Origin of the sequence: Halovivax ruber XH-70, assembly GCF_000328525.1 — an archaeon.
In the GTDB taxonomy this organism is placed as follows: domain Archaea; phylum Halobacteriota; class Halobacteria; order Halobacteriales; family Natrialbaceae; genus Halovivax; species Halovivax ruber.
This window is the reverse complement of the sequence record NC_019964.1, coordinates 38,348-63,081: the sequence shown is the minus strand read 5'-3', so window position 1 is coordinate 63,081 and position 24,734 is coordinate 38,348. Positions and strand designations below refer to the sequence as shown.

At 61.6% G+C, this 24,734-nt stretch carries 21 protein-coding genes and 1 pseudogene; 6 read left to right on the top strand and 16 right to left on the bottom strand.

The window, feature by feature from the left end:
* Positions 1-233: 233 nt before the first annotated feature.
* On the bottom strand, positions 234-1,922 hold the full coding sequence (locus tag HALRU_RS00310) for a Na+/H+ antiporter NhaC family protein (protein WP_394295000.1): 1,689 nt from the start codon (positions 1,920-1,922) through the stop codon (positions 234-236).
* A gap of 1,039 nt (positions 1,923-2,961) precedes the next feature.
* On the opposite strand from HALRU_RS00310, the gene HALRU_RS00300 reads away from it, so the two are divergent.
* Entirely contained in the window at positions 2,962-4,191 is a 1,230-nt protein-coding gene (locus HALRU_RS00300) for a cation:proton antiporter (RefSeq protein WP_015299420.1), read from the top strand.
* 133 nt (positions 4,192-4,324) lie between these two features.
* On the opposite strand, the gene HALRU_RS00295 is transcribed toward HALRU_RS00300, so the two are convergent.
* Together HALRU_RS00295 and HALRU_RS00290 are read right to left on the bottom strand one after the other, a co-directional pair.
* Positions 4,325-6,055 carry an MFS transporter gene (locus tag HALRU_RS00295; RefSeq protein WP_015299419.1) on the bottom strand — a complete coding sequence of 577 codons (1,731 nt, stop codon included), beginning with the start codon at positions 6,053-6,055 and terminating at the stop codon, positions 4,325-4,327.
* A 422-nt stretch (positions 6,056-6,477) separates the two neighbouring features.
* Positions 6,478-6,951, bottom strand: coding sequence for a hypothetical protein (locus HALRU_RS00290; protein WP_015299418.1), 474 nt, complete (start codon positions 6,949-6,951; stop codon positions 6,478-6,480).
* Positions 6,952-7,180: 229 nt separating this feature from the next.
* Here HALRU_RS00290 and HALRU_RS00285 point away from each other — a divergent pair, with 229 nt between their 5' ends.
* Entirely contained in the window at positions 7,181-7,867 is a 687-nt protein-coding gene (locus HALRU_RS00285) for an SDR family NAD(P)-dependent oxidoreductase (protein WP_015299417.1), read from the top strand.
* 168 nt (positions 7,868-8,035) lie between these two features.
* Positions 8,036-8,671, top strand: coding sequence for an SDR family oxidoreductase (locus HALRU_RS00280; protein ID WP_015299416.1), 636 nt, complete (start codon positions 8,036-8,038; stop codon positions 8,669-8,671).
* A 366-nt stretch (positions 8,672-9,037) separates the two neighbouring features.
* On the opposite strand, the gene HALRU_RS00275 is transcribed toward HALRU_RS00280, so the two are convergent.
* Positions 9,038-9,757 carry a DUF2270 domain-containing protein gene (locus HALRU_RS00275; protein WP_015299415.1) on the bottom strand — a complete coding sequence of 240 codons (720 nt, stop codon included), beginning with the start codon at positions 9,755-9,757 and terminating at the stop codon, positions 9,038-9,040.
* A gap of 372 nt (positions 9,758-10,129) precedes the next feature.
* Between HALRU_RS00275 and HALRU_RS00270 the strand changes: the two genes are divergently transcribed.
* Positions 10,130-10,615 (top strand): cupin domain-containing protein, encoded by a 486-nt coding sequence (locus HALRU_RS00270; protein ID WP_015299414.1) that lies wholly within the window; start codon positions 10,130-10,132, stop codon positions 10,613-10,615.
* A 21-nt stretch (positions 10,616-10,636) separates the two neighbouring features.
* Here HALRU_RS00270 and HALRU_RS00265 read toward each other — a convergent pair whose 3' ends face one another.
* Both HALRU_RS00265 and HALRU_RS16205 read right to left on the bottom strand, forming a co-directional pair.
* On the bottom strand, positions 10,637-11,734 hold the full coding sequence (locus tag HALRU_RS00265; protein ID WP_015299413.1) for an NADH:flavin oxidoreductase/NADH oxidase: 1,098 nt from the start codon (positions 11,732-11,734) through the stop codon (positions 10,637-10,639).
* Positions 11,735-12,109: 375 nt separating this feature from the next.
* Positions 12,110-12,974: pseudogene (locus HALRU_RS16205) on the bottom strand (hypothetical protein).
* A gap of 133 nt (positions 12,975-13,107) precedes the next feature.
* Between HALRU_RS16205 and HALRU_RS00255 the strand changes: the two are divergent.
* Positions 13,108-13,482, top strand: a complete 375-nt coding sequence (locus HALRU_RS00255; protein ID WP_015299412.1) for a hypothetical protein — start codon at positions 13,108-13,110, stop codon at positions 13,480-13,482.
* Between the two features lie 99 nt (positions 13,483-13,581).
* Here the strand turns inward: HALRU_RS00255 and HALRU_RS00250 are convergent, their stop codons facing one another.
* The 9 genes from HALRU_RS00250 to HALRU_RS15885 all read right to left on the bottom strand — a co-directional run bounded on the left by HALRU_RS00250 (position 13,582) and on the right by HALRU_RS15885 (position 20,758).
* Entirely contained in the window at positions 13,582-13,920 is a 339-nt protein-coding gene (locus HALRU_RS00250; RefSeq protein ID WP_015299411.1) for a hypothetical protein, read from the bottom strand.
* 123 nt (positions 13,921-14,043) lie between these two features.
* Complete coding sequence (locus HALRU_RS15815) at positions 14,044-14,373, bottom strand: hypothetical protein (protein ID WP_015299410.1); 330 nt, start codon at positions 14,371-14,373, stop codon at positions 14,044-14,046.
* A 201-nt stretch (positions 14,374-14,574) separates the two neighbouring features.
* On the bottom strand, positions 14,575-15,072 hold the full coding sequence (locus tag HALRU_RS00240; RefSeq protein WP_015299409.1) for an ankyrin repeat domain-containing protein: 498 nt from the start codon (positions 15,070-15,072) through the stop codon (positions 14,575-14,577).
* On the bottom strand, positions 15,069-16,058 hold the full coding sequence (locus tag HALRU_RS00235) for an eCIS core domain-containing protein (protein ID WP_449271806.1): 990 nt from the start codon (positions 16,056-16,058) through the stop codon (positions 15,069-15,071). The genes HALRU_RS00240 and HALRU_RS00235 overlap by 4 nt, the downstream gene beginning before the upstream one ends.
* Before the next feature lie 377 nt (positions 16,059-16,435).
* The gene (locus HALRU_RS00230) at positions 16,436-16,885 is read right to left on the bottom strand and encodes an HVO_A0114 family putative DNA-binding protein (RefSeq protein WP_015299407.1); all 450 of its coding nucleotides are present in this window, start codon (positions 16,883-16,885) and stop codon (positions 16,436-16,438) included.
* Positions 16,886-17,332: 447 nt separating this feature from the next.
* Positions 17,333-18,484 (bottom strand): hypothetical protein, encoded by a 1,152-nt coding sequence (locus tag HALRU_RS00225; RefSeq protein ID WP_015299405.1) that lies wholly within the window; start codon positions 18,482-18,484, stop codon positions 17,333-17,335.
* Position 18,485: 1 nt separating this feature from the next.
* The gene (locus HALRU_RS00220; RefSeq protein WP_015299404.1) at positions 18,486-19,571 is read right to left on the bottom strand and encodes a hypothetical protein; all 1,086 of its coding nucleotides are present in this window, start codon (positions 19,569-19,571) and stop codon (positions 18,486-18,488) included.
* Positions 19,572-19,684: 113 nt separating this feature from the next.
* Positions 19,685-20,167 (bottom strand): hypothetical protein, encoded by a 483-nt coding sequence (locus HALRU_RS00215; protein WP_148680364.1) that lies wholly within the window; start codon positions 20,165-20,167, stop codon positions 19,685-19,687.
* Between the two features lie 363 nt (positions 20,168-20,530).
* Entirely contained in the window at positions 20,531-20,758 is a 228-nt protein-coding gene (locus HALRU_RS15885; protein ID WP_015299402.1) for a hypothetical protein, read from the bottom strand.
* A 782-nt stretch (positions 20,759-21,540) separates the two neighbouring features.
* Here HALRU_RS15885 and HALRU_RS00205 point away from each other — a divergent pair.
* Positions 21,541-23,697 carry a sensor histidine kinase gene (locus tag HALRU_RS00205; protein WP_015299400.1) on the top strand — a complete coding sequence of 719 codons (2,157 nt, stop codon included), beginning with the start codon at positions 21,541-21,543 and terminating at the stop codon, positions 23,695-23,697.
* Between the two features lie 35 nt (positions 23,698-23,732).
* Here HALRU_RS00205 and HALRU_RS00200 read toward each other — a convergent pair whose 3' ends face one another.
* Positions 23,733-24,722 (bottom strand): replication factor C small subunit, encoded by a 990-nt coding sequence (locus HALRU_RS00200; RefSeq protein WP_015299399.1) that lies wholly within the window; start codon positions 24,720-24,722, stop codon positions 23,733-23,735.
* Positions 24,723-24,734: the final 12 nt, after the last annotated feature.

The window sequence follows — 24,734 nt, the reverse complement described above, 5'->3', positions numbered from 1 at the left end:
TCGTCGCGTCCGCCACGCCTGGAGTCCCCCGCGTCCCGAATTCGAGGCTGTAGCGCGCTCCGCGTTGGGACAGGGTCGATCGTCGTCCGGACAGGTGTTCGCTCCCGGTCGGCGCGTCGCCACGGCCCACGGCTGGCACGTGCGGCGCCGAGAGCGAAGAGGGGGCAACGGTCGCGTTTCGCGGGATCGACGTCGAACGGGAGTGGCCCTACCGGCGATCCCGGCCGGGGCGTTCACCCGCCGAGTGTCGCGAACGCGAACACCAGCGTGACGTACGCGGCGGTGATGGTGACCGCGATGACGGGAATCGGCGAGAGGTAGTCGTACCCGTCGTCGGCCCCCGCGACGTCGCGTTCGAGGGGGTCCGCGTCGGCCGCACCCGACTCGATGGCCGCTGCCGTCGGCATCACCTCGGGGAGGCCCTTGCGCCGCGCGTCGAGCTTGTTGAGCACGAGGACCGCGACGATCGTCAGCGCGAACGCGAGCGGCAGCGCGACGAGCGGGCTCCGCAGTCCGAGGCCGTAGAGCACGAGGACGACCACGGTGGCGCCGGCAGCCGTCGCCGCGAACGGGACCTGCGTGTTGACGTGGTCGATGTGGTCGGAGCCGGCGAAGATCGACGACATCACCGTGGTGTCGCTGATCGGCGAACTGTGGTCGCCCCAGATGGCACCGCCGAACAGCATCCCGATCACGACCGGGAGCACCGACGGGCCGACGAGTTCGAGGCCGAGCGGGATCGCGAGCGGGGTCAGGATGGACATGGTGCCCCAGGAGGTCCCGGTGGTGAAGGCGACGAACATCGCCGCGAGGAAGACGATCAGCGGGAGGAAGCTGCCGGGGACACCGCTGCCGACCATCACGTCCACGATGAACTCGGCGGTGCCGACCTCCTCTGCCGCCAGGCCGATGGCCCACGCGAGGACGATGATCGCGACGGCGATCATCATGGTGTTGAAGCCGTCGATGATCGTGTCGCTCGCCTCGTCCAGATCCATCGTCCGGTAGGCGAGCGAGCCCGCGAAGCCGGTGACCATGAACGCGAACGCCCCGTAGAGCAGTCCGAGCGCGACGTCGGTCTCCTCGAAGGCGGTCGCGACGTCGACGCCGGGCTGATGCCCGCCACCCAGGTACCACATCGAGACGAGGCCGACGACGAGCAGGACGGCGATCGGCACGAAGAAGTTCGCGAGTTTCGGATTCAGCTCGCTCGGCTCGCCGACGTCCGTGGAGACGTCAGACAGCGGCGTCGCGTCCTCGCGGATCGTCCGGCCCGTCGAGCGGGCACGCCACTCGGCGTCTATCATCGGCCCGTAGAACCGCTGGGTGAGCGCGATAAATCCGACCATGAAGAAGGCCATGAAGCAGTAGATGTTCCACGGAATCGACTGCAGGAACAGGCCGAACGCGGTGACGTCTAGCTCGGCGGCGGTGACGTCCGCCGCCTCGAACCCCACGATGACCATCGACACCTGAAAGCCGACCCAGTTCGACACCGGGCCGAACGTGGTCACAGGTGACGTCGTCGAGTCGAGTACGTACGCGTGCATCTCCCGGGAGGAGCGATTCTCCTGGGCGAGTTCGCGCGTCGCGTTGCCCGTCACGACAGTACTCGTGTAGGAGTCGAAGAAGATGAACACGCCGATGACCCAGGTGAGCAGCTGAGAATCGCGAGCGGTGGTCACCCGATCCCCGATCGCGCGTTCCAGTGCCAGGATCCCGCCCGAACGGTAGATGAACGCCGCCCCGGCGCCCATGAAGAGGATCAGGACGATGAACTTGGCGTCGAACGGCTCCCGGACGACCGCGACGATCCAGTCCATCGTCAGCGCCGTGGCCGCGATCGGGTTCCACTCGGCGACGAGCAACGCGCCGACCCAGACGCCGGCGAACAGCGACACCAGCACCTGCCGCGTCGTCATCGCCAGCACGATCGCCAGCAGCGGCGGCGCCAGCGCGAGGACCCCGAAGTGCTCAGCCATACGCCACGTCTCGGGGTGTACGAGAAAAGTACGCAGGGCCTACGGGCCGTCGGTCGGTCCCGTACAGGGGACTCGCCGCCGCGGCGGCTCGGCTGAGAAGGCCGAGTTCAGCGTTTCATCGACGGGCTCGATCGACGAGCGCCTCGCGAAGCGCGAATGCAGCACGGACTGACGGGTATGCGCGATCACTACCGGCACCAGTGGTCGATCGAGAACGCGGAGCGGCAACTGCCTGTCACTCTCACCGCGTCGTGAAATCCACCGCTGGTATCGTCGCCGTATTATGTGAACTGCTGGAGTGGGAGGGCGTGAGTCGGTCCCAACCGCTCCGGCGGGACACTCGGAAGGATGAGCCATAAGCGAAGAACCGAATCACGCGACGCCAGAATCGAACGCCGAACTACTGCGAGCAACGCGCCGAAACGCGCTTCGCGGGGCGGGCCTCGCCGGAATGCTTGCGCTGGGTGGCGGCCGAACTTCCGCTATACACCAGAGGGATGGAACTACACGGTTCGGCTCTACCAACCGCGCGAGGCGATTCTCGACGGGAGCTATCAGTTCCCCGAGGCCGAGCCGGTCGAGTGACGAGGGCCGGATTTCCGTCGTAGCGCCTCCGGCGACCGAATCCCTCAATATCGACCGTCGACTCGACGTGTCCCCCCGGTCGCGCTGAACACACCTCCGTCTACGGTGTGGCCGTTCTCCCGGTTCCGAACGAGTACAACGGCGCCAATCCGGATTTCCCGCATTCGATCCGGGGAACGCCCGTTTCGGATCGTGGATTGTTGAACGACTCTCGAACCGACGCCGGCAATACTCGATAGCGATCGGTCGTGGCCGAGTCTGCGAATATTTGTGACTGGGTGTGGAAGACCACCGCATGTCGGTCGTACGGGCCGGGAACTACCCGTGAGGCGTACCGCGCCGGCCGTGTGGGACGCGGATAGTCCCACCTCTCGTCCAGGAGGTCGATAGACCGGTGTCCATACACGTCAGTCTCGACGCCGTCGCCCTCATCGCGGCCATCGTCGGCCTCGGTACGGCGGCGCAGTTTCTCGCCGCGGTCTACCGAGTGCCGAGCGTGTTGTTTCTCATCCTCACGGGCGTCGCCATCGGTCCCGAGGGTCTCGGGTTGATAACGCCCGCCGTCGTCGGCGACGCGCTCTCGACCATCGTCGGCGTGAGCGTCGCCATCATCATTTTCGAGGGCACGTTTCGGCTCGAGCACGGGGCCATCCGGACGGCGTCGAAGGCAGTCAGCCGGATGATCACGATCGGCGCGGTCATCGCGTTCGTCGGGACGGCGCTGACCGTGCGCCTGCTACTGGGAGCGAGCTGGGATATCGCGTTTCTCATCGGCGCGCTGCTGGTCGCCACCGGGCCGACGGTCATCGCGCCGATCCTCGCGGTGGTTCCCGTTCGCGAGGAGGTCGCCACGACGCTCGAAGTCGAAGGGATCGTCAACGACGTGACTGCCGCGGTGCTGGCGGTCGTCCTGTTCAAGGCCATGACGGCCATGCACCTCGCGCCGAAGGGGTACGTGTGGCTCTTCGTCCAGCGGCTCGCGATGGGGGTGATCGTCGGATTCGTCGTCGCCGGGGTCGTCTGGTACCTCCTTACGCAGGTCGAACAGCCATCGGCGACCGCGCCGAAGACGGCCCGACTGCTCGCGCTGGCCGGTGCCGTCATCGCGTTCGCCGCCGCCGACTCGGTGTTCTCGGAGGCCGGGATCGTGGCCGCCGCTACTGCGGGGTTCACCCTCGGGAGTCTCGAACTCCCCTACCGAGCGGAGATCCTGCAGTTCATGGGGGACGTGACGGTGCTAGTCCTCTCGTTCGTCTTCATCACGCTGGCGGCGTTGCTCGAGTTCGCAGAGCTCCTCGCGCTCGGAGCGGCCGGGCTCACGGTCGTCGCGGCGCTGATGGTCGTGATCCGTCCGCTGGCGGTCTTCGGCTCGACGATCGGGGTCGGCTTCACGACGAGCGAACGGCTGTTCGTGAGTTTCGTCGGTCCGCGGGGGATCATCCCGGCGTCGGTCGCGACGCTGTTCGCCGTCCGGCTGCAGACGGAGGCGCCGCCGTCGGATCCGTCGGGCGCGCACCTGCTGCTCGGCACCGTCTTTCTCGTTATTCTCGTCACGGTCGTCGTCGAAGCGGGTTTCGCGAGACGGATCGCCGGCACCCTCGGGGTAGCCGAGTCCGAGCGGTGAGTGGCGCACTCGATCCGTGATTTGGGAGTGCCGTGCGGACGGTGTGACGTGGTGAGGCCCTGCCGTTTCGGCCACTAAGAAACGAGACGCGGGCTGACGACCCAAACAGTCCCACCATTTCGTGATAGGAGCCTCACGGATGGTCGCCGGTTTCGGACGGGTCGCCCGTGGAACCACGGGGCGATTCGGAGTGGTCGGTTCCGTCGTCGGCGTCCGGAATCTGCCGCGGCAGGAACGTCGATGCGACGAGCAGGAGCCCCACGAACAGGACGAGGAGGAGCAGCGTCGCCCGCTGGGCGTCGAACATCGCGGCCTCGAAGATCCCCTCGAGCAACCGCCGCTGGGCTGGGGCGAGTTGGTCCAGGAACTGTTGCTGCGTGGCTTCGGTCGCCGTCTCCGCCGCATCTTCGAGCGCGATCACCAGGTCGTTTCGTTGCGCCGGCGAAACTGTCTCGTGTTCCGCTCGGAGGACACCGTCGACGACGCTGCCGTAGAACCGTCCGAGAAAAAACGAGCCGAGGACGGCGGTCCCCATGGCGAAGCCGATCGAACTGCTCACGTTCAGGACGCCGGACGCCTCGGGGGAGTTCGCGGTCGGGACGGCCGACATCGTCATATTGCCGATCTGTGCCACGATGAGCCCGACGCCGGCCCCGTAGAGCGTCACCGGCACGATCATCCTGCCGATCGTCTGATCGGGGCCGGTCTGCCCGTACAACACCAGCAGTCCGACGCCCATACACACGATGCCGACCTGGACGAGCGTCTTCGGGGAGACGTGCTTGCGCCAGCCGGTCGTACCCGTCGCAAACAGGATCGAGGCGATCGAATACGGTAACAGCGCGAGCCCGGTTTCGAAGGCGGTGTATCCGAGCACCGCCTGCAGATAGACCGGGAAGATGAACACGAACCCGGCCGAAACGATCGAGCGAATGTTGTACGTTATCACGCCGGCCAAAAACGGACGATTCGTCAGGACGTGCAGGGGAACGAGCGGCGACTTCCCGGCGCGTTCCAGTCGGCGTTCGTACTGAACGAACGCGGCGAACGCGAGCAGTCCGACCCCGAGAAACCAGATCGACGGCGACGTCCCGAACGGATTGAACTGCACCTCGCCGACGACGAACGGCCGCCGTTCGACGAGCCACCCGTACTTCCCGCTCAGCAGGAATCCGACGACGAGCGACGTCGCACCGACGATCGACAGCGCCGTCCCGCCCGTATCCAGCGAACTGCGCGATTCCGACAGCGGGTTCGGCGTCACGTACCGAACGAAAAAGAGGATCACCACCACACCGACGATCTGGAGCGAAAATCCCCACCGCCAACTCGCGTACGTGGTTAGCGCGCCACCGATGATCGGTCCGAGCGTCGATCCAACCCCGTGCACGCCGGCCAACAGCCCGAACGCCGTCGCCCGATCGTCGTCTTCGTAACTGACCGTCAAGACGGTGAACGTCAGGGGGAATATCACGGCGGCAGCGGCGCCCTGGACGAGCGACCAACCGAGATAGAGAACCGTCGTGTTCCAGCTAATCGCCGCCACCAGCGTCCCGCCGGCATAGGCGACCAGTGCCACCGCCAGTACGCGCCTCGTACTGTGCCGGGACGGCAGCGTCCCGGCTGGGAGAATCAGGGCGGCGATCACCAGCGAATAGAGCGACACCGCCCCCTGAATCACGGTGACCGTGGTATCGAACTCGTCCACCATCGTGGGGATCGCCACGTTCATCAGCGAGGCGTTGACGACCACGATGAACGTCGTCAGGCTCACGGCGATCGCTGGCGCCCAGTATCGTACCCTCGCCTTGAAGCCCTCGAGGATCGGCGTATCCCCGTTCGAAGGGGACACGTCCGAGGCCATAGCGTGGCCTCACGCGGTTGACCACCAAATAATCGGGACCTGGGCGGCTGCGGGGTTTCGTCGGCGACCGGCGAGACGAGCCGCGTTTGCAGCCGCACCGAACGCGACCGAGGTGTCGAGAAACGTCCCTCGTCAGCGAAACGGTCCGATTCACCCCGTCAATTCGATCGTCGGCATGCCGGACGCTGCCATCCCTGCGCATAAAATGGTTCGACCCCGTCCCGCTCGCTTCGGTCCATCACTCCAGGGCAGCTATTCGGTCGTTCGACGGGACGCTGCCGAGTCGCCGGCGCAACTGTCCCACGAGTTCGACTCGATTTCCGAAGGTGGCGATCGCTCAGTACGGGGATGGAACGCTTTCGACCGGGCTCAGCGTTCAGACCGGGAGAACAACTGGACGTGGCCGAACGGGGAGAAACGGGCTAGTGCTCCGCTTCGCTCCTGACGGTACTGCCGATTGCGAGTGCTGCACCGATGATGACGAGGTTCTTGACGATGTACTGCCCCTCGACAGTGAGGGCGTACGGAGCGGTCGTGTAGACGACCTCAGGAAGGATAACGAGCGGGAGAAAGGTGCCTGGAAGCTGAAGGAACAACAGGAGAATCCCGACGCGGATCAACGGTCGGTACAAGAGACAGAGGCCGATGAGCACCTCCCAGACGCCGAGCACAGGAACGAACACATCCGGCGGGACGACGTAGACAGTCGCCGCAACCAGGTCCGCCGCCGGACTGATCTCGAACACTTTCAACGCGCCGAACCAGACGAACACGACCGCGAGGGAGGCGCGGAGTATCGGAATGCTCCACCGATTCATCGCCGAGGCGATCCGCACGTCCAGTTCGTCGAACCGCCGCTTGTACGCCCGTACCCGCTCGGTTTCGATTCGGTCCATCGATACACCATATGGGACCGCAACGAGGAAACATCTGTCCCCCTCGGTCGTTGTCACTAACACACGTCGTCAGCCGCGAGCTCTCCCACCGCGCCGACTCGCCGGCGGAGGGTCGTAGTTTCGTCCGCGGCGGTGAGACTGTCTGCCGACGATTGCAGAACGTCGGGGCTCGAACGCGTAGTCGCGGCAGCGTTTTTCCGTTCGCTCGTCGTGCTAGACGTGATACGACATGACTCACCAAACCGTTCTCGTTACCGGTGCCGGCGGCGGGATCGGCTCGGCCGTCGCCGAGGCGTTCGCTGGCGACGGCTGGCGGACAGTTCTCTGTGGCCGATCCGAGGCTGAGCTCGAATCGACCGCCGAAGCCGTCTCGGCGGCGGGTGGCACACCGGTGGTTCATCCGGTCGACGTCCGCGACGAAGACGGGGTGTTCGACGCGCTCCTCGAGACGGTTCCGGAGACGCTAGACGTGCTGCTCCCCGCGGCCGCGGTGATGCCCCACGCACCTGGAGAACGACCGCTCCAGGCGGAAGACTACGAGGACGTCCGGGCGGTACTCGACACGAACGTGTACGGACTGTTCGCGGTGATCCGGGAGGCCTTGCAGTTCATGGACCCCGACGGCCGCGTGCTCGTCCCGTCGGGGGCGGTGGCGCGTGACCCGAAACCGGGAATGGGGGCGTACGCGCCCTCGAAGGCGGCCGCCGAGGCGCTCGCCCGCGGGTTCGCCGTCGACGTCGACCAGACGGTCGGCATCGTCGACCCGGGCATCGTCGCGACCGATCTCACCGGCGGGGCGGGGCGCGATCCGGCCGACGTCGCGGAGCTGTTCCGCTGGGCGGCGCTCGAGTGCCCGCCCGAGGAGCTCGACGGCGAAATCGTGGGGCTCCGGGAGTGGAAGCGAGCGACGCGCTGAGGGGTCCTTTTGACAGGTTCCGGGCAGAGAGATCACTGGCTGCTGAATACGCACCGTGTCTCTCGGACGAAAGCCACAGACCTGGAGCGGTGGGACGCTATTGCGTCGCCCCTGCGGCCGCCGATCGGCCCCACCTTCTTCACGCTTCCCACCGATATATTCCAGCGTATGAACGTGCTCATCGCCGGTTCACACGGACAGGTCGGCCGACACGCGACCCGCATCCTCGCCGAGAGCGACCACGGCGCCCGGGGGATGGTTCGTGCGGAGTCGCAGTCGCCGGACATCACGGACCTGGGCGCCGAGCCGGTCGTCGCGGATCTAACCGGGGACGTCTCGCACGCCGTCGAAGGAATCGACGCGATCATTTTCGCCGCGGGTTCGGGCGGCGAGGACGTGTGGGGCGTCGACCGCGACGGCGCGATCACCCTCATCGAAGCGGCCGAAGCCGAGGGCATCGAACGGTTCGTGATGCTCAGCTCGATCAACGCCGATCGGCCAGAGAACAGCCCGGAAGCGCTGCGGGAGTACCTCCGGGCGAAGGCCGAGGCCGACGAGGACCTCCGGGAGAGCGACCTGACGCACACGATCGTCCGGCCGGGGCCGCTGACGAACGAGGACGGCACCGGCCGGATCAGAACCGGCACCGATCTCGAGAGGGACGACGTCGAGATCCCTCGCGAGGACGTCGCCCGGACGCTGGTCGCAGCGCTCGGAGCCGAGAGCACGTACGGCGAAACGTTCGAACTCGCGGCCGGCGACGAGTCGATCGAGGAAGCGTTGCAGGCGCCGCTGGACGGCTGATCGCACGGGTCGGTGAGCGGTCCGCGAACGGCTACCGGTCTTCCGTGGTGACACCCGACGCCCGGTACCAGCAGCGGTGCTTCGTCTCTCGCACGGCTATCGGAACACCTCCTTCGATTGGCAGCGCCCTCGGTGGCCACTACGCGTTCGTCCGTTACAGACGGTTCACCCCGTTCTAATTGCCGCATACGAGCCGCCCTCGGTTCGAGAGCGCCGGAGGACCTGCTATCGGGATCGGCCGAGCGGCCGAGTACGTGCGTTCACCGCTGGGATAGCGGCGCGAGGATATCCGGCCGACCGGGCGGAGCCGTCGATCGAGACGGCGCGAGGGCGAACTCCGTTCACCGCGTGATCGGTCGATACAGATTATCCGTCCGTCTCCTTCCAGTCACCCGGCTCCCCTTCGCGGAACTCACCCTTGGCATGGCGCTCGTGGGGCCAGAAGGTGACGACCAGCAGGACGACGTAGAACGCACCCACAACGGCAACCACAGCGATCCCGGGGATACGGGCGATTTCAGCGGCCGTCAGCCAGTCCTGGCGCGGCCCGAACGCTGTAATCCTGAAGACCCAAGCGCCCAAGAGGACGCTGAGCAGCGCGAGGTAGACGCGCCGGAGCCGGTTTGCGAGGGCTTCGAACAACGAGACTTTCAGCGTCGGCCTGCGATAGTCCCTGCTCAGTTCCACTCGCCAGTCGTGACTTTCGGTGCCCTGGGACGGATCGAGGGCGTTTGCGAACAAGTTCTCCTGGATGACTCGAGCACGAGAGCGAAAGACGTCGTAGTCCCGGTACCGCCGCGCTTCGATGCCAAGAAAGATGGTGACGACGACGATCCCGATCAGCAGGATATAGTGTGGGTTATCGGTACTCGAAAACGCCCACGTCAGGATCGCTGCCATCAGCGTCACCGCCCACGTCGTCGTCTCGTCGAGGCGCTGGCGCCACGTCCCCACACGGTCTACCTCTCCGCGATAGGCGTGGGCCATCATCGAGCCGAGTCCCGTACTGTCCTCGACCATTTTGCGGCCGATCTCCCGCTGGTCCGGTGCTGTCGGGTCGAATTCGTCACTACTCGAATCTTCCATAGGGAAGTGACATCCCCTCGCTCCAAAAGCAGCGATGGTCACAGCAGAAGTTACGTGTCAAGACTGGAGGACAGTACGCACCACTCCGGAACGGCCACTCGGTGGACGACCATACTCGGAAACCGAAATCCGTCCGGTGGGTGGAGTCGCTTGGTCCGGAGGAACGTGCACAGCCAGCGAATCCGGCCATCGACGCGCACGTAGCTGCACGCGCCGCTCCCCGGTTCACACGGTATCGCTACTACCAACCCTCAGATGCACAACAGCCTGTACAAGGCCAACAGAACCCCTGAATGAGACGCAGCCGGACAACGCGTCACCGGCGCCCGCCGTCGTCAACAGAGCTATTGGGATTCCGCCGCTTGCACGCCTATGGAGAAAGTCACGATCGACGAGGTCGACAATCAGGTGAATCCGTTGCAGGTACACGACGTGCGCCGCCCCGTGTCGCACGCCCTCGGAATCGAACACTTCGCGATGAACTACTTCGAACTCGAACCGGGGGACTCGTTTTCGGGCGGCATCCACCGACACTTAGACCAGGAGGAGGTCTTCTACATCGAGACCGGAACGGCCGCGTTCGAGGTCGGACGGGAGCGCGAGAAACACCGGGTCGAGGCTGGCGAACTCATCAGATTCGAACCCGGCGAGTTCCAGAAGGGGTACGCCGTCGAAGACGGCGAGGGCGTGGTCGGCTGGGCACTCGGCGCGCCCAGCGCGAGCCACGACTGGGAACAGCTCGAATCGCTCGTCTACTGTCGTGACTGCGACGACGAACGGATTCACGCGACGGATCTCACCGATGACGGACGGTTTCGACTCACCTGCAACGAGTGCGGGACCGAGATGACGCTCTAGGCAACCGCGTCGGTGGCGGGATTAGAACCCGCGCCGATACTGGACGGGAATGTCGACGGCGTCCTCGCGGCCGAGTTCGACGGCCGCGTGAAGCGGGAAGTGGGGGTCGTTGAGAAACCGCCGGCCGACGACGGCGAGGTCCGCGCGGTCGTTGCGAATAATTGCGTCGGCCTGTTCGGCGGCCGTGATCCCGCCGACGGTGCCGACCAACACGTCGGTATCGCACTCGTTTCGGATGCGTTCGGCGAACCGGAGCTGGTAGTTCGGGCCGACCCAGTCGACGGTCTGCTCCGGGTGAATACCGCCCGAGGAGACGTCGACGAGATCGGCACCGGCGTCGGAGAGGTCGTCCGCGAGCCGAACGGACTGCTCGATATCCCAGGAGTCGCGGTCGTCGACCCAGTCGGTCGCGGAGATGCGGACGAAGACGGGCCGGCTGTCGCCCATCTCGTCGCGAACGGCTTCGGTGATCTCGCGGAGAATCCGGGTCCGATTCCGGAAGCTGCCGCCGTACTCGTCGTCGCGGTGGTTCGTGATCGGTGAGAGGAACTCGTGGAGGAGATAGCCGTGAGCGGCGTGGATTTCCGCGATCTCGAAGCCGGCTTCGCGAGCGCGGCGCGCCCCCGCCCGGAACGAGTCGACGACGTCGGCGATCCCGGCCGCGTCGAGCCGCGTCGTCACCGGCGGGTCGTCGTCGTACGGATACGGAACGGCGCTCGGCGCGACCGTCTCCCAGCCGCCGTCGTCGGGCTGGAGGGGCTCGCTTCCATCCCACGGTCGCGTCTTCGACGCCTTTCGGCCGGCGTGGGCGAGCTGGATACCCGGCGTCGCGCCCTGGGATCTGACGAATTCGGCGACGGGGGCGAGCGCGTCGCGGTGGGCGTCGCTCCAGATACCGAGGTCTTCCGGGGTGATGCGGCCGCGCTCCTCGACGGCGGTGGCTTCGGTCAGCACGACGCCGGCGCCGCCGACGGCGCGAGAGCCGAGGTGGACGCGGTGCCAGTCGGTCGCGAGGCCGTTTCGTTCCTCGACGGAGTACTGACACATCGGCGACAGGGTGAACCGGTTTCGAATCGTCGTCTCTCGGATCTCGAGCGACGAGAACACGTCGTCAGTCATCACACCGGGTAGGGTCTACGCGCCTATCGCAAACGGGGCAGGGGAGATTTTCGCCGGTTTCGGGCATCGAAAAAGGCCGCCGTGGGGTTTTACCCCCTCCGGCGGCGAACCCTCGCTTCTCTCGCGGATGCTCACGCACCGGCGCTCGTTCCGGAATCACGTGTCGTGAACAGCCAGTCCACTATCTTCGGGATGGAGATCCCGTCGTACGATACTGATCCGCTGCATGCAGCAGGCCGTTTCTGACGATTTTGGTGGTACCACCGGTGGCTGTTGAATACGGCGCATCGCTCGTACGGGAACGTTGCAGAGTGCGCCGCTTCTGCTGACCAGCGAAGAATTGCGTCGTCGTACGAGCGTACGCTCGGCCGCCCGCTACGCTCCCTGACTTTCGGAACGCATTCCCGCCCTGACCGGGTCGGACTCGGGATCGACCGCCCGCAGGAATCGGCCCATCAGCACTAGACTGACGGCCGTCAGCGTTCCAAAGATGAGGAGCTGGGGCAGCGGCACGGTCTGCCCGTCGCGGATCATGAAGACGATCATCGCGAGGACGGCACCGCCGAGGGTGGCGATCTTCACGAGCAGGACGGCGGTGAACGCGTATCCCAGGGGTCGACGGTTCCGAAGCAAGTAGGCTGACAGGGCGAATGCTGGGATGACGACGCCCAGGTCCAGCGAGTAGATGACCGACGTCGGGAGTCCCGGCTCGGCGATGCTCGCCGGCGTCGTTCCCGCGAGGGTCGCCGACAGAATCTCCGAGAGCCACAGCAACGCGACTAACAGGGCCAGCAACAGTTGGAAGGCGACGTAGGGACGGACGGACGGACGCCTCACCGAGGTCCCGTTTCAACGTCGCCGCGTCGAGCCGAACCATCCCGCCGACGAACGTGAACAGCGTCAGCCAGAACAGCGTCGTATACACGAGATACAGTTCGTTGAACGCGGTCATGAAGGCGTACGAGGCGTACGTGTACAGCAGGTAGCCGGTCACGCCGAGCCACACGACGTAGCCCCGTAGCGACCCGCGGTCCGCGTAGTACAGCGACACGGCGAGGGCTGGAACGCCGATCACGAGCGTTAACAGGTCTTGTCCGTAGATCTGGGGGAGCAACACCGGGTCGTCGCGGTAGAAAGTCGGGACGAACAGCCCGACGACGGTGGCGACGATGGTCAACACCAGCGTCGTGAGCGATGCGAGACGGTACGAACGGGGAATCGGTGTTCGGGACACGCTCACCACCGTCGTTGCTTCGATCGCTGTCGCGATACGCCGGCCAGGCATTCGTCGTGGGCGGAGACGGGACGTTGCACTTCGTACTGAAGGTTCATCGATCGGAATCATCATATCGGAACGCTGTATAACTACGGGTATGAACAGGCTCCTGACATACGTGGGAACGATTATTCTCGCCGGACACGGGATGGTCCATCTCCTCGGTACTGCCGTCTATTTCGAGCTCGCCGATGTCGCCGAGTTCCCCTACAAGACGTCGCTCCTCGGCGGCGCGGTGAACGTCGGAGACGCGGGCATTCGCGTGTTCGGGGTCCTTTGGGCGGTGGCAGCCATCGGGTTCGTCGCCGCTGCCGGCGCATTTCTCACGGACTGGGAGCACTGGCCGCTGTTGGTGGTCGCGGTGACGGTCTTTTCGCTGCTCTTGACCGTCCTCGACTACAGAGTCGCCTACGCCGGCATCGTCGTCAACCTGGGAATACTCGCCGTAGTACTCTATTCGCAGTTCGGGTGACTCGGGTACCTCGTCAGCACGTTCCCGTCGGACAGTACCGCTGGCACGGAACACTCACCTCGTATAGGCCATATATCGGTACCAATTCATCGTTGAAGATTATTTTCCGGCGTACCCGAGATTCTCGAGTTCGCCCGTCTCGAGGTCGATCTTGTACTCGTTGGAGTTCCAGCTCCAGCCGATGATGTCACCGTTTTCTCGATAGACGTTTCCGAACAAGTGGCGCTCATCGTCCTCGGGGAGTTCGGATCGCCACAACTGGTTTCCGTCCGTATCGAACGCAACGACATTTCGTCCGTCGTGTTGTTCACCCTCCGGAGGGTAGAGTACCGCAAGCACGACACCGTCCGCTTCCATGACCTGCGTTATTTCGTACTCGAGAGTGACCGATTCGCCGTCGATCGTCAACACGGTATCGTCGTAGTGGAGGTTCGTCATCGATGGACTCTCTAAAAACACGTGCTCGTTCCGGCGGGATCGCGATACCGGTCGCAATCTGTGGTCGACTTTCCGGGCCCCACCGGTTGCAGTCGTTTCATTGGGAGGGGTGCAGAGCGCTTCTCAGGCCGTCAGGTTTGCAGACCACATATCGATCCAATTGTCTTTATCCGCCTCGTGCTGCCAGAGCATCCGTATATAGCCGAAGAAGTCGTACATTGAGCTCTCTTCTTCTTCACTTGCTGCCCATGGATTCGGATCGAAATCAGGCCGATCAGCCCACCACGCTTCGTACGATGTTTCGAATCGCTCCTCTCCATCTTCGATCCGGAAATGTGTCTCGGCGTCGTCGTACTCGTGGTAATATTTAACAACCGTCTCTGGACCGTATAGATCCCAGGTCGTTCCATCGATCTGAACGACGAGCGTGTCTTCGTCCGGATCAGGATACACGGCGACCCAACCACTTTCCCGGCGAGCACAAAACCCGGCCGTGGCCTCATCTGTGATCTCGTGGAATTCGTCCCCGGTCCCACTCGATGGGTCGAAGCACGCGTACGTTCCGCTTCGGTCGAAGTTTTCGAGATTCGTGTGGACCAGATGATTTCGATCAATACCACTACGCCGGTCGTAGTGTACGGACAGTCCTGTTCGCTACGATGGGTTTTGGCGCAATATCTCTACCATGTCATCGGCGTCGATTTCCGTGGCGATGTCGAGCGGTGAGACGCCACCGTTGCTCTCGATTGTCGGGTCAGCCCCGTTCTCGATCATCAGTTGCGCTAGTTCCACATCATTGCGGTAGACTAGCTTAAATAGCGGTACAGCTCCGCTGTTATCCTGGATATTGAGAGCCGCTCCGTTTGTGACGAGAGTTTCGCCCGCTTCAGTGTGGCCGTTGTCAACGGCAACGTGAAGCGCAGTCTTTCCGCCCTCGTTTTGAATATCTGTGTCGATACCACGATCGATCAACCGCTGTACCATCTCAGTCTCGCCCACACTTGCCGCTTTGTGCAACAGTGTACTTCCGTTGTCCGACCGGCCGTGCAGATTCGCTTCTTCAGCGAGGGCTTCAAACCGCTCACCGTCGTTTTGGATCACGGCCGTTTCTAACTCCGAATGGTAGTACAGGTCATCGTCGTTCTCGGTCATTGGTTGTCCTCCAACGTTCCCCATTTGCTCACCCAGTACTCTCCTTCACCGTCGTATTGGCCACTTCTGTTCGTATCTGGATGTTGTGGGTGGTAGTGATCGGGGTTTTGGTACTCTCGACGGAACTCGGCTTCAGAGATTACGTCCTGCAGATAGTATTCGACCAGATACCTGTATTCCCTTCCCTGCTTGTGTCCCATTTCCCAGGCCCCTTTTCGAGAGCCACCATCCCAGGTTAGGATACGCCAGGGTTCATGTGGGTCGGGGACCTGTCCCGTGTCGAGCGCTTCAGCATCGGTATCTGCTCGACGCCATACTTCTTCTACCTGCCCTCGGGCATACGGAGGGCGTTTTTGTCTCCCCCATTTTTTATGAGGGTACTGGTCCAGATCTTTCTGATCAAACCGCCCATAGGCGTCCCGTGGCTGGTCTTTCCACCGCTGAATGTGCACGTCGGCGCCGAGTCGGTTCACGATAAGCGGCTCGTCGCCCGAGAGTGCATCCTCGGCCGCCTGATCGGCCTCGCGCTCCAGTTGCGGGTCCGGATCAATCTCTAGGTCGGCGTCCGCCTGCGGCATCATCGAGATCGCCGCGCCGGTCTGTTGTTTCACATGCGCCAACTCGTGCGCCAGAAGATGCTGCCCCTCCGCACTCTCGGGATCGTACTCGCCGTCGTTGAACACGATGGCATTCCCGCAGGTGAACGCCCGGGCGTCGATCGCGTCGGCGGCTTTCGCCGCCGCCGGGCCGGTGTGAATCTCCACGTCCGAAAAGTCAGCGTCCATCCGCTCCTCCAGCGCACGTTGAATCGAAGCGTCGAGCGACTGCCCGCCACCGGTCGCGAGCACGTCGAGGACGGCGTCTGGCACGTCGTGGGGATCCGTTCCCGTCTCCTCCGTCGCCCGATAGATGTGCTGCTGGGCCTCTGGGCCGTAGCCGCGCATCGTCAGCGACTGGGTCGCACTACGCCCGTGTTCCTGGCCCATCGCTGCGCCGGGCATCGCCGCCCCGCCCAGCCCCATATCTGGGACGCCCGCGTCCGGCATGGGCGCGTCGGGCATCGGGGAATCGGGGATCGGCGCGTCCGGCATGCCCATCGGGGTCCCGAGGGCCGACGCTGCGTCGCGCTCCGCCTCGTCGTCGGCACGGTCGCGCTCGGTCGCGCGCTCCCGATCGGCGCGCCGCCGGCGCTTCTTCCGGCCCATCTACCCGCCCTCCGTGGGGACAGTATGGGTTTTCGATGTTGAGGGTATTGGAGAACCCATCATTAGAGAAGTGTTCAATTTAGTATACTATAATCGTTTCCTAAATGAGAGTCGGTGGGTTAGTTCGAGGGTTCCCACGTTCGACCCCGAGGAACCAGCTACGCCGATGCCTGCGATTCGGTCGCGTCCGCCGAGGGAGTCGAGAGTTCGATGTCGATCTGCACCGTGTCGTAGGGAACCGACGGCTGCTTGGCACCGCCCGATTCGGTGAAGTGGACGATGCGGTACTCGTGCAGGAGGTGGAGATCGTCGTGGACCTGTCGAACGTCCCGGTCGAGGCGAGCGGCGAGATCGCGAATGCTCTCGGCGGGCGCTTCCATCAGACTTCGCACGAGTTCCAGGCGGCGCGGCGTGAGAATGCGCTGGAGGCGACTCGCGTCCTGAAAGTTGACGACGTGTGGCACCGCTTCGCCCTGCTCCCAGCGTTCCGCGCGGTCCAGGACGGACTCTCTGTGCTCCTCGAACGGCTTCGACGTGATGCGAAGCGTCGAGGGTGACTCGCTGTCTGCCGCGGGATCGTGGGTGTGGTCAGGCGAATTCTCGGTCATGGATGGTTTGTAGATAGGTGGATTCAGATATTATAACTGGCCTTACAATATTATAAGAGGTAGAAACGGGACGCCTGCTTCGACGTGAGGAGTGGTTATGGCTACTCCAGTCGAAACGGAGGGGTTTGGGTTGGGGAGAAGAAGGTAGGCTATAACGGAGATCTACCGTAACAGCATCGTACTTCATATCATCTAGGTGACCGAATTATGAAATACCACCGACCTACCCTATTCTGCACCCCAGATCTCTAGTCGAAGTAGTTGAAACGAGCCTCTGGATAGCACCCGAAATTTTGGAGGTCCAAACGATACTCCCCCACCCAGATGTGGTAGTGCTTCATAGTATGGATGACTAGATTCCACCTACCGTAACGCAGTATGTGAGTTCATAAACGAAAGGTCAAGCAAAAGTTTGAGAGTAGGCGTTGATTTTTGCATTATATACATTTATTCTGGCCCCCAAGAACTAGAATCGTCTATTTCGGTCATCAATTGATCTCTAGGTTCGTGCTCTTCCTTCGCTTGTTGAAACGCATCTTTAGCCATTTTGATAGGCGCGCGATAATCGATGTACTTTGGTTTGATATGTTCTGGAATTTGTGTGGGCATCCCACTTGGATACCGAAGACGATAGTCCCGATTCGTATTGATCTCACTTCGCGGCTTAGAATACACCATGTCGGATTCGTCTGCTACCTCTAATACTAAATTGGCCCTCTCTTGAATGACTTCTTGCTTCTCTTCTGGGGGCTCATCATACTGAGTCTGGTTAGCTAGTTCCTCAATGAAGTCCTCTCGGTCGAATTCACGGGGCTCGTCCCTACCTGAAGCGTGCTGTCTTAGCATTAAACCCATAAAGGACTCGCGTAATATTATTAACTCATTGCTATTCAGAGTGCATCCTACCTCAGTGTTTTCCCCCTTTTCATAATCAAAACCTTTCTCAAGTTCACTTCGTAACGGCCGGTGCGAGATCCGTCCATACTCTTTCCTCAATTCTACGTTCCTATCTTCATTGCCGTTATAATCGTCATCAACAACCCATATAGAATAATTTTCAGGGCTAACGCTATTCATAAGGTACTGAAAGTCAATATCAGGTAAATCGTCCTTGTGAGTTGCAGTAACAAACTGTACGTGACCAGGTTCAAGTCCATCGACTGGTATCTGATCTAAGAGGTACTCTTCATGGCCAGTGTACAGATCACTCACAGTATTTATCCTAGTAGCCCACTCAATGTAGTTCTCCCCAGCGGGTTCACAGATAATAAAGCAGAGATGGACCTCACGGTAGTCATGTGAGGTCAACAGCACGTCTGCAGGAGTTTCACTAATTTCACATAGAGGATTTGTCAGCTCGAACTCGTACCCGGTTTCCATTCCTTCATCATTGTATGGATGGAACCCGTCGGCAATTGCCTCGAAAACCTCATATTTCGGTTCGTATCTATTCTGGAATAGCGCCTCTACCGCCGCTTTTGCAGCATCTAAAGAGAGGTCCTTATGCGCATTCTCATATTCTGACCGGAAATTCTTTTCATCATAGTCAGTGAGAAGTCGAAGATAGTTATTGGAGTCGACTTCTTCCGGAGAGATCATACTACACCTCTACAGCTCTGCATGAGGGATCAAAATGGTCTTGCACAAAGTTGTAAATTCGAATGTGCTGGTCAATACCTGACCCTTCATGCGGATAGACCCGAATAGCGTTTCGCCGGCCGCGAAGACGGGTACTTCCGTAGCTATTATTATCAACCAATTGAGCATCAAAACTGGAGCGATCCGGTTTAACCTTGTAATTTGCGACGCTAAATTCCAACTCCTCTTCATTAAGATGCGGAACAAAGCTCTCAAGCGGTTCCGAAGTCATTGCTTTGTCCATCTCAACTGCCCAAGGTTTGCTACCTGAGATCGTCCGTTCTGCAATCTGTGTACTTTCTGTTTGTTCGTTAAACTGTCCTGTGTTGATCGCCTTCTTCACTCTCTTCTTCCGGGTTCTTTCGCTTCGGTACAATTCCCACGCTTCTTTTATCGAGCCATCTTGATGTTTGAAAACGCCCTCTTGTTTTATTCCAAATTTAAAGTGGTTTGGTCTGTCGAAGACAATATTTGTTGGGAGGACACCATACTTTGTTCGCATTTCTTTATATGCTTGCCGACCATCGTCTCCCCAGTAAGTAATCGTGCGATCAATTTCATCCCTCTTTTCGGCCGGTATTTCTGTGTATTCCGATCTGTTACCCGTAAAGAACGGAACAATCATATCAGCGTATTTTCTGGAGATTTCTGCTCGTAGGAGTTCCATCTGCTCCATTGAGAGCCAAAACCGGCCTAAGTTCGGATCTGTCCGCAAAAACCTCTCAATGGTTGGTGGCATTTCATCAGTGATGTTTGCAGTAGTGATGAATACCGGAAAGTCCTCATCAAAGTACACGTAGTATGGAATAGCAGATGAGTTAGTATGAGCAGCTGAAAGATATAGATCTCCAGTTGACCAAATAGTTTCAAATTCGTATTCTAGAGCCTTCGTGAATTGCTCTTTGGTAATATAATCACTCACAGACCCGATTATATTGACGTTCCCCTCCACTTCGCCAAAGTCTACCTCACTATCTACGTAATTAATGAAGTCCTCCTCCGAGGAGAACGTGAGGTCTTTAACTTTAAGGAAATCCAGCTCACTCATAATATCTTATCCTGACGTACGTTCCGAGACTGTTGCGTGCCCTACCAAATCAAACGGACCATCATAAGTGTTCATATACGACCAGATAGTAGACTCCAGTTGCTCTTGACCTCCTACTCCTCGTCGGCGCCTTCTTCGGATATCCAGTTTTCTCCAAAGAGGGATTGCCGACGGTTTTCTAAATCGCCAATGGACTGGTACAGATCCATCTGATCGGGATCTGGAATATCCTCACCTGCCCTAATTGACGACATTATTGATTTGTACCTCAATACATCTGAATAGAACCCCACTATCTTCCGAAGATCCTTTTGGCGAAGTAACCCTAGTCGCTGAAGATTTGCTTCGTAAATACTAGTAGGGATAGACCCTCCCGGAGGAACGTCTGAAGGCCCCAATTCCTTATCAGAGGGCGGCGAACGACGCGAATTCATAGAGTTGGTACAATTAACAAGACCCTCCATGGACTGGATTTCGCACTTAAGGGCTCTTTTCAGCTTATAACTATTCCAGACCTGCCGTATTAGATAGGCAATTGCCCCGCCTGAAAGGAGAGTTGCTGCTATCGAAAACCAAGCAGGAATATTAGGCGACATATTCGTTCCTTCTCCTTTCCACACATATCTCTTTCCACCAAATTACTCTGATATGGACTATTTCAGAACTCCCCCTGCTATCTTATTCCAAAAATATCCCACTATCTCCACTCAAGAGGTCGTAGCTCAACAAACCTTTTATCCACTAAATGAACAAGCGGCCGGGATTCTTGTGTTCGCGAGAGACAACAGGGTGAGACACCTATACTGAGATCAAATCGAAATCACGGCCAGTTGCTCAGTACATTAAAAGAAACCACCTGCTAGTCACATAAGAAGACCAAAATTGAAACGCCGTGATCACGACCAACTGGTTTGCGAGACGGTACTAGGTAGGTTCCCAGCCCTACTACCAACACGTCCTCACACCGTTCTCTGTCCACCTCCAGATCCACCATTCATCTCAAACTCCAGCATCCCAAGCGCCGCGAGACAATCAACGCAGACCCGCTTCTCCGCGTCTCGATACCCGCTGGCGGACGGCCCGTCGTGGACAGCTCGCAGTTTGGCCCAGTCCGTCTGCGCCAGATCTGCCCGGCAACGCTCACACGGATCGTCCGGCTTCGGCTCGTCGTACTCGTAGCGACCCATCTCAGTTCACCTTGAGATTGCCGAGCCTGAGAAGCAGATCCTCGACGAGTTTCGAATCCCAGACGAATTCGAAATAGCGCTTCGGCTGGCGATACCACAGGTGGACGAGAGCTTTTTGTCTCGATGGTGAATTGCGTAGCATGGTGACTAAACCCTCGCGGGTTTGGAAACCACGTCTCGGGTGGCTCTAGCACCCGGGACATTTCCTCTGCGTATGTCCCCGCGCGTACGATGGAGTCCGTGGCTTCCGTTCCGAAGTATGGTGTGAAATAATATATAGTTACTGGTGCGTGGAAATTCGGCGGGCGAAGTCGATCCCACGTGGCCTTCACCAGAGAATTCGATATCCCTGAGTAGCACCCCGCTGAACCATTGCCACTCGCAGCTGGACCGAGAACGAGCCAGTGCACTATCGAAGGCAGCCACCAATTATAGCGGTCACAAATTGCCGATATCCCCTGCAGAGCGGCTCTAAAGCCGGTTCGCGCCCGAGTCGGAGTTCGATTATTTACCGATTCGACCGCCGTACGAAACAGAAGTGCTCAGTAACCCCACAAGTTCGATAGACTAACACGATTCTCGTCGAAAATAGCGAGCAGGGACCGGATCTGCAGACTGAGAGACGCGGATATTCGTCAGTGGTACCAGATAATTTTGCCGCTGGTGAATATCATAGGAACGGGCGATATCGAAGGAAATGCTGCATTTCTCGGCACATTCATAACGGGCAAGTTCTCTGTACCCACTGACACCATCCCGGTCTCGACCAGCGAGCAGAACCTATGACAGGGAACATCGGACCCGGCGACGACATCACCCGCCCCGAGCCTGACGAGGGGACCGACGGGGCGACCACCGACGGCGGCGAACCGGTCACACCGCCCGAACACGAGGCGACCGACGGGAGCCCCAGCGACACCGACGCGGAGGCCACCGCCGACGAATCGGAGGGGTCCACGGCCCTCCCCACGGAGGACGACCGCTCGAAGATCGCCCGCTTGCACGAGATGGCGACCGAGATCGTCGCCTGTCGCGAGGAAGCCGAGCTGTTCGACCTCGCCGTCGACACCGCCAAGGGCGTCCTCGACTTCGACACCACCGCGTTCCTCATCCACGAAGAACGCGAGGACGGCGAGTGGCTCGTCCATCGCGCGGGCACCTCCACCTTCCCGCTCGACTACGAGACGGAGTTTCGACCCACGGGCCTCGCCGGCGAGACCTTCCGGACCGGCGAGACCTTCCACGTCGACGACGCCGAGAGCCATCCCGTCGCCCAGCCCGCGAGCGAGCGCTTCAAATCGGCCATCAGCGTCCCCATCGGCGGCTCGTACGGCGTCTTCCAGGCGATCTCGACCGAGTACGCCGGGTTCGACGACCGCGACGTCGAACTCGCCGAGATCCTCGCCTCTCACGTCGCCGAAACCCTGCGACGCATCCGGGTCGAAGAGCGCCTCCGCGAACGGCGCGAACTCGTCACCCGCCTCCACGAGGGCACGCTCGGCATCGCCGCCGCCGACTCCGAAGCCGAACTCTTCGAACACGCGGTCGACACCGCCGAACGCATCCTCGATATCGACGTCTGCTACCTCGGCATCGTCGAGGACGGCGAATTCGTCCCGAAGGGCCGCCCCTCCTGGCCCATCCGCGAAGAGATCGGCGCACTCCCGCTCGAGTACGGCCTCATGGGCGAGACCTACCGCACCGGCGAGTCCTACCGGATCGGCGACGCGGCCACCGACGACCGCACCCACGACGAGGTCGGCGACTTCAGAGCGTGCATCAGCGTCCCCATCGACGAGTTCGGCGTCCTCCAGGCCGTCTCCACGACGCCCGACACATACGACGAGAGCGACCTCGAACTCGTCGAACTACTCGCCGCCCACGTCGCCGAGTCGCTCGCCCGCCTGCGTGCCGAACAGGACGTCGTCGAGGAACACGACCGCCTCTCCGCGCTGTTCGCCAACGTCCCCGATCCCGCCATCAGATTCGAGTTCGTCGACGACGAACCCGTCGTCCGCGACGTCAACGACGCCTTCGAGGGCGTCTTCGGCTACGACCGCGCGACCGTCATGGGCGAGAGCGTCGACGACTACATCGTCCCGCCCGGCTTCGAGGACGAAGGCAACGCGCTCAACGAGGCCCTGCTGGCCGGCGAGACCGTCCAGCACGTGACCAAGCGGGAGACGGCCGAGGGCCTCAGAGACGTCAGGATCGACGTGGTCCCCCTCCAGCTCGGCGAACACAGCCCCGAGGGATTCGCCATCTACACCGACATCACCGTCCAGAAGCGCCGCGAGCGCGAACTCCGCGAGCAGAACGAACGCCTCGACCGCTTCGCGAGCGTCCTCAGTCACGACCTGCGCAACCCGCTGTCCGTCGCCGCGGGCTACATCGAACAGGCCAGAGAGACTGACGACCTCTCGCTGCTCGAGGAAGCCGAACGCGGCATCGACCGGTCGTTCGACATCGTCGAGGACGTCCTCACACTCGCCCGTGAAGGCGGCGAAGTCACGGAGACGGCACCCGTCGACCTCCCCGCCGTCGCCAGCGATGCCTGGGCGAACGTCGACACCGGCGCGGCGACGCTCGACCTGTCGACGACGGCCACCGTCGAGGCCGACCGGAGTCGCCTCCGACAGCTCCTCGAGAACCTCGTTCGCAACTGCGTCGAACACGGCACGCCCGACGGCGACGGGCAGGACCTCACGATCACCGTCGCGGACACGCCAGACGGCTTCGCGGTGGTCGACGACGGCTGCGGCTTCGGCGACGAGGTCGACCTCGATCGGCTGTTCGACTCCGGCTACACGACGAGCCACGACGGCACCGGCCTCGGCCTCTCGATCGTCAGCGAGATCGCCGCGGGCCACGGCTGGTCGGTCTCAGCCGAAGAGAGCGAGGCAGGCGGCGCGCGATTCGACTTCCAGCTCGGCGCGTGAACACGGCCCGATCCGCGACGCAAAAAACAACTCCCTCACTCGTCACTCGCGAGCGCCAGGTGCGCCAGCATGGCCTCTAGCTGCAGGCGCTCGTTCGCGCCCTCGGTGATCCGGTAGTCTACCTCGCCCAGCCGCTCCAGGAGTCGGACGGTCTCGTGCTCGCCGAGGTCGAACTCCCAGGCCGAGCGGTGCAGCTGGTCGATGACGTCGCCGCCGGCGAGGCCGCGGTCGGTCAGCAGGTCCTCGAGCGTCGCCCGCGCGGCGGTGAAGTCGCCGCCGATCGCCTGGTCGACCATCTTCTCGACCTCCTCCGGCCGCGCCGTCGACGTGATCGCGAAGACGGCCGCCTCGTCGACTTCCTCGCCCATGACGGCGGCCGCCTGCAACCCGTTGATGGCCTTTCGCATGTCGCCCGCGGCGGCGTAGACGAGCGCGTCGACGCCGTCGTCGGTCAGCGAGATGCCCTCCGTCTCGGCGATTTCGCGGGTCTGGGCCTCGATGGCCTCGTCGGAGAGTTCCGTGAAGCGAAAGACGGCACACCGCGACTGGATTGGATCGATGATCTGGCTCGAGTAGTTACACGAGAGGATGAAGCGGGTGTTGTGCGAGAACTGCTCCATCGTCCGGCGCAGCGCGGACTGGGCGTCTGAGGTCAGCGCGTCGGCCTCGTCCAGGAAGATGATGCGGTACTTGACGCCGCCGAAGGAAGAGCGCGCGAAATTCTTGATCCGGTCGCGAACCACGTCGATCCCGCGTTCGTCGGACGCGTTGAGTTCGAGGAAGTGTTCGCGCCAGTCCTCGCCGTAGAGTTCCCGGGCGATGGCACCGGCACTCGCGGTCTTTCCGACGCCGGCCGGGCCCGCGAACATGAGGTGGGGCAGATCGTCCTGCTCGACGTACTTGCGCAGACGTGGCACGATGTTCTCGTGACCCTTGACGTCGTCCAGCGACTCCGGCCGGTACTTCTCGATCCAGATGCCGGTCGGATCCGGCGACGACTCCGTCTCGGCGTCGGCCTCGGTCATACCGGGAGACAG

Excerpts from the sequence above, each read along its gene's own strand:
- HALRU_RS00295 (WP_015299419.1), bottom strand. The coding sequence starts at position 6,055 with ATGGCCTCGGACGTGTCCCCTTCGAACGGGGATACGCCGATCCTCGAG.
- HALRU_RS00200 (WP_015299399.1), bottom strand. The coding sequence starts at position 24,722 with ATGACCGAGGCCGACGCCGAGACGGAGTCGTCGCCGGATCCGACCGGC.
- HALRU_RS00250 (WP_015299411.1), bottom strand. The coding sequence starts at position 13,920 with ATGACGAACCTCCACTACGACGATACCGTGTTGACGATCGACGGCGAA.
- HALRU_RS00205 (WP_015299400.1), top strand. The coding sequence starts at position 21,541 with ATGACAGGGAACATCGGACCCGGCGACGACATCACCCGCCCCGAGCCT.
- HALRU_RS00280 (WP_015299416.1), top strand. The coding sequence starts at position 8,036 with ATGAACGTGCTCATCGCCGGTTCACACGGACAGGTCGGCCGACACGCG.
- HALRU_RS00265 (WP_015299413.1), bottom strand. The coding sequence starts at position 11,734 with ATGACTGACGACGTGTTCTCGTCGCTCGAGATCCGAGAGACGACGATT.
- HALRU_RS00215 (WP_148680364.1), bottom strand. The coding sequence starts at position 20,167 with ATGTCGCCTAATATTCCTGCTTGGTTTTCGATAGCAGCAACTCTCCTT.
- HALRU_RS00310 (WP_394295000.1), bottom strand. The coding sequence starts at position 1,922 with ATGACGACGCGGCAGGTGCTGGTGTCGCTGTTCGCCGGCGTCTGGGTC.
- HALRU_RS00225 (WP_015299405.1), bottom strand. The coding sequence starts at position 18,484 with ATGATCTCTCCGGAAGAAGTCGACTCCAATAACTATCTTCGACTTCTC.
- HALRU_RS15885 (WP_015299402.1), bottom strand. The coding sequence starts at position 20,758 with ATGGGTCGCTACGAGTACGACGAGCCGAAGCCGGACGATCCGTGTGAG.
- HALRU_RS00270 (WP_015299414.1), top strand. The coding sequence starts at position 10,130 with ATGGAGAAAGTCACGATCGACGAGGTCGACAATCAGGTGAATCCGTTG.
- HALRU_RS00230 (WP_015299407.1), bottom strand. The coding sequence starts at position 16,885 with ATGACCGAGAATTCGCCTGACCACACCCACGATCCCGCGGCAGACAGC.
- HALRU_RS00240 (WP_015299409.1), bottom strand. The coding sequence starts at position 15,072 with ATGACCGAGAACGACGATGACCTGTACTACCATTCGGAGTTAGAAACG.
- HALRU_RS00235 (WP_449271806.1), bottom strand. The coding sequence starts at position 16,058 with ATGGGCCAGGAACACGGGCGTAGTGCGACCCAGTCGCTGACGATGCGC.
- HALRU_RS00255 (WP_015299412.1), top strand. The coding sequence starts at position 13,108 with ATGAACAGGCTCCTGACATACGTGGGAACGATTATTCTCGCCGGACAC.
- HALRU_RS00290 (WP_015299418.1), bottom strand. The coding sequence starts at position 6,951 with ATGGACCGAATCGAAACCGAGCGGGTACGGGCGTACAAGCGGCGGTTC.
- HALRU_RS00275 (WP_015299415.1), bottom strand. The coding sequence starts at position 9,757 with ATGGAAGATTCGAGTAGTGACGAATTCGACCCGACAGCACCGGACCAG.
- HALRU_RS00220 (WP_015299404.1), bottom strand. The coding sequence starts at position 19,571 with ATGAGTGAGCTGGATTTCCTTAAAGTTAAAGACCTCACGTTCTCCTCG.
- HALRU_RS00285 (WP_015299417.1), top strand. The coding sequence starts at position 7,181 with ATGACTCACCAAACCGTTCTCGTTACCGGTGCCGGCGGCGGGATCGGC.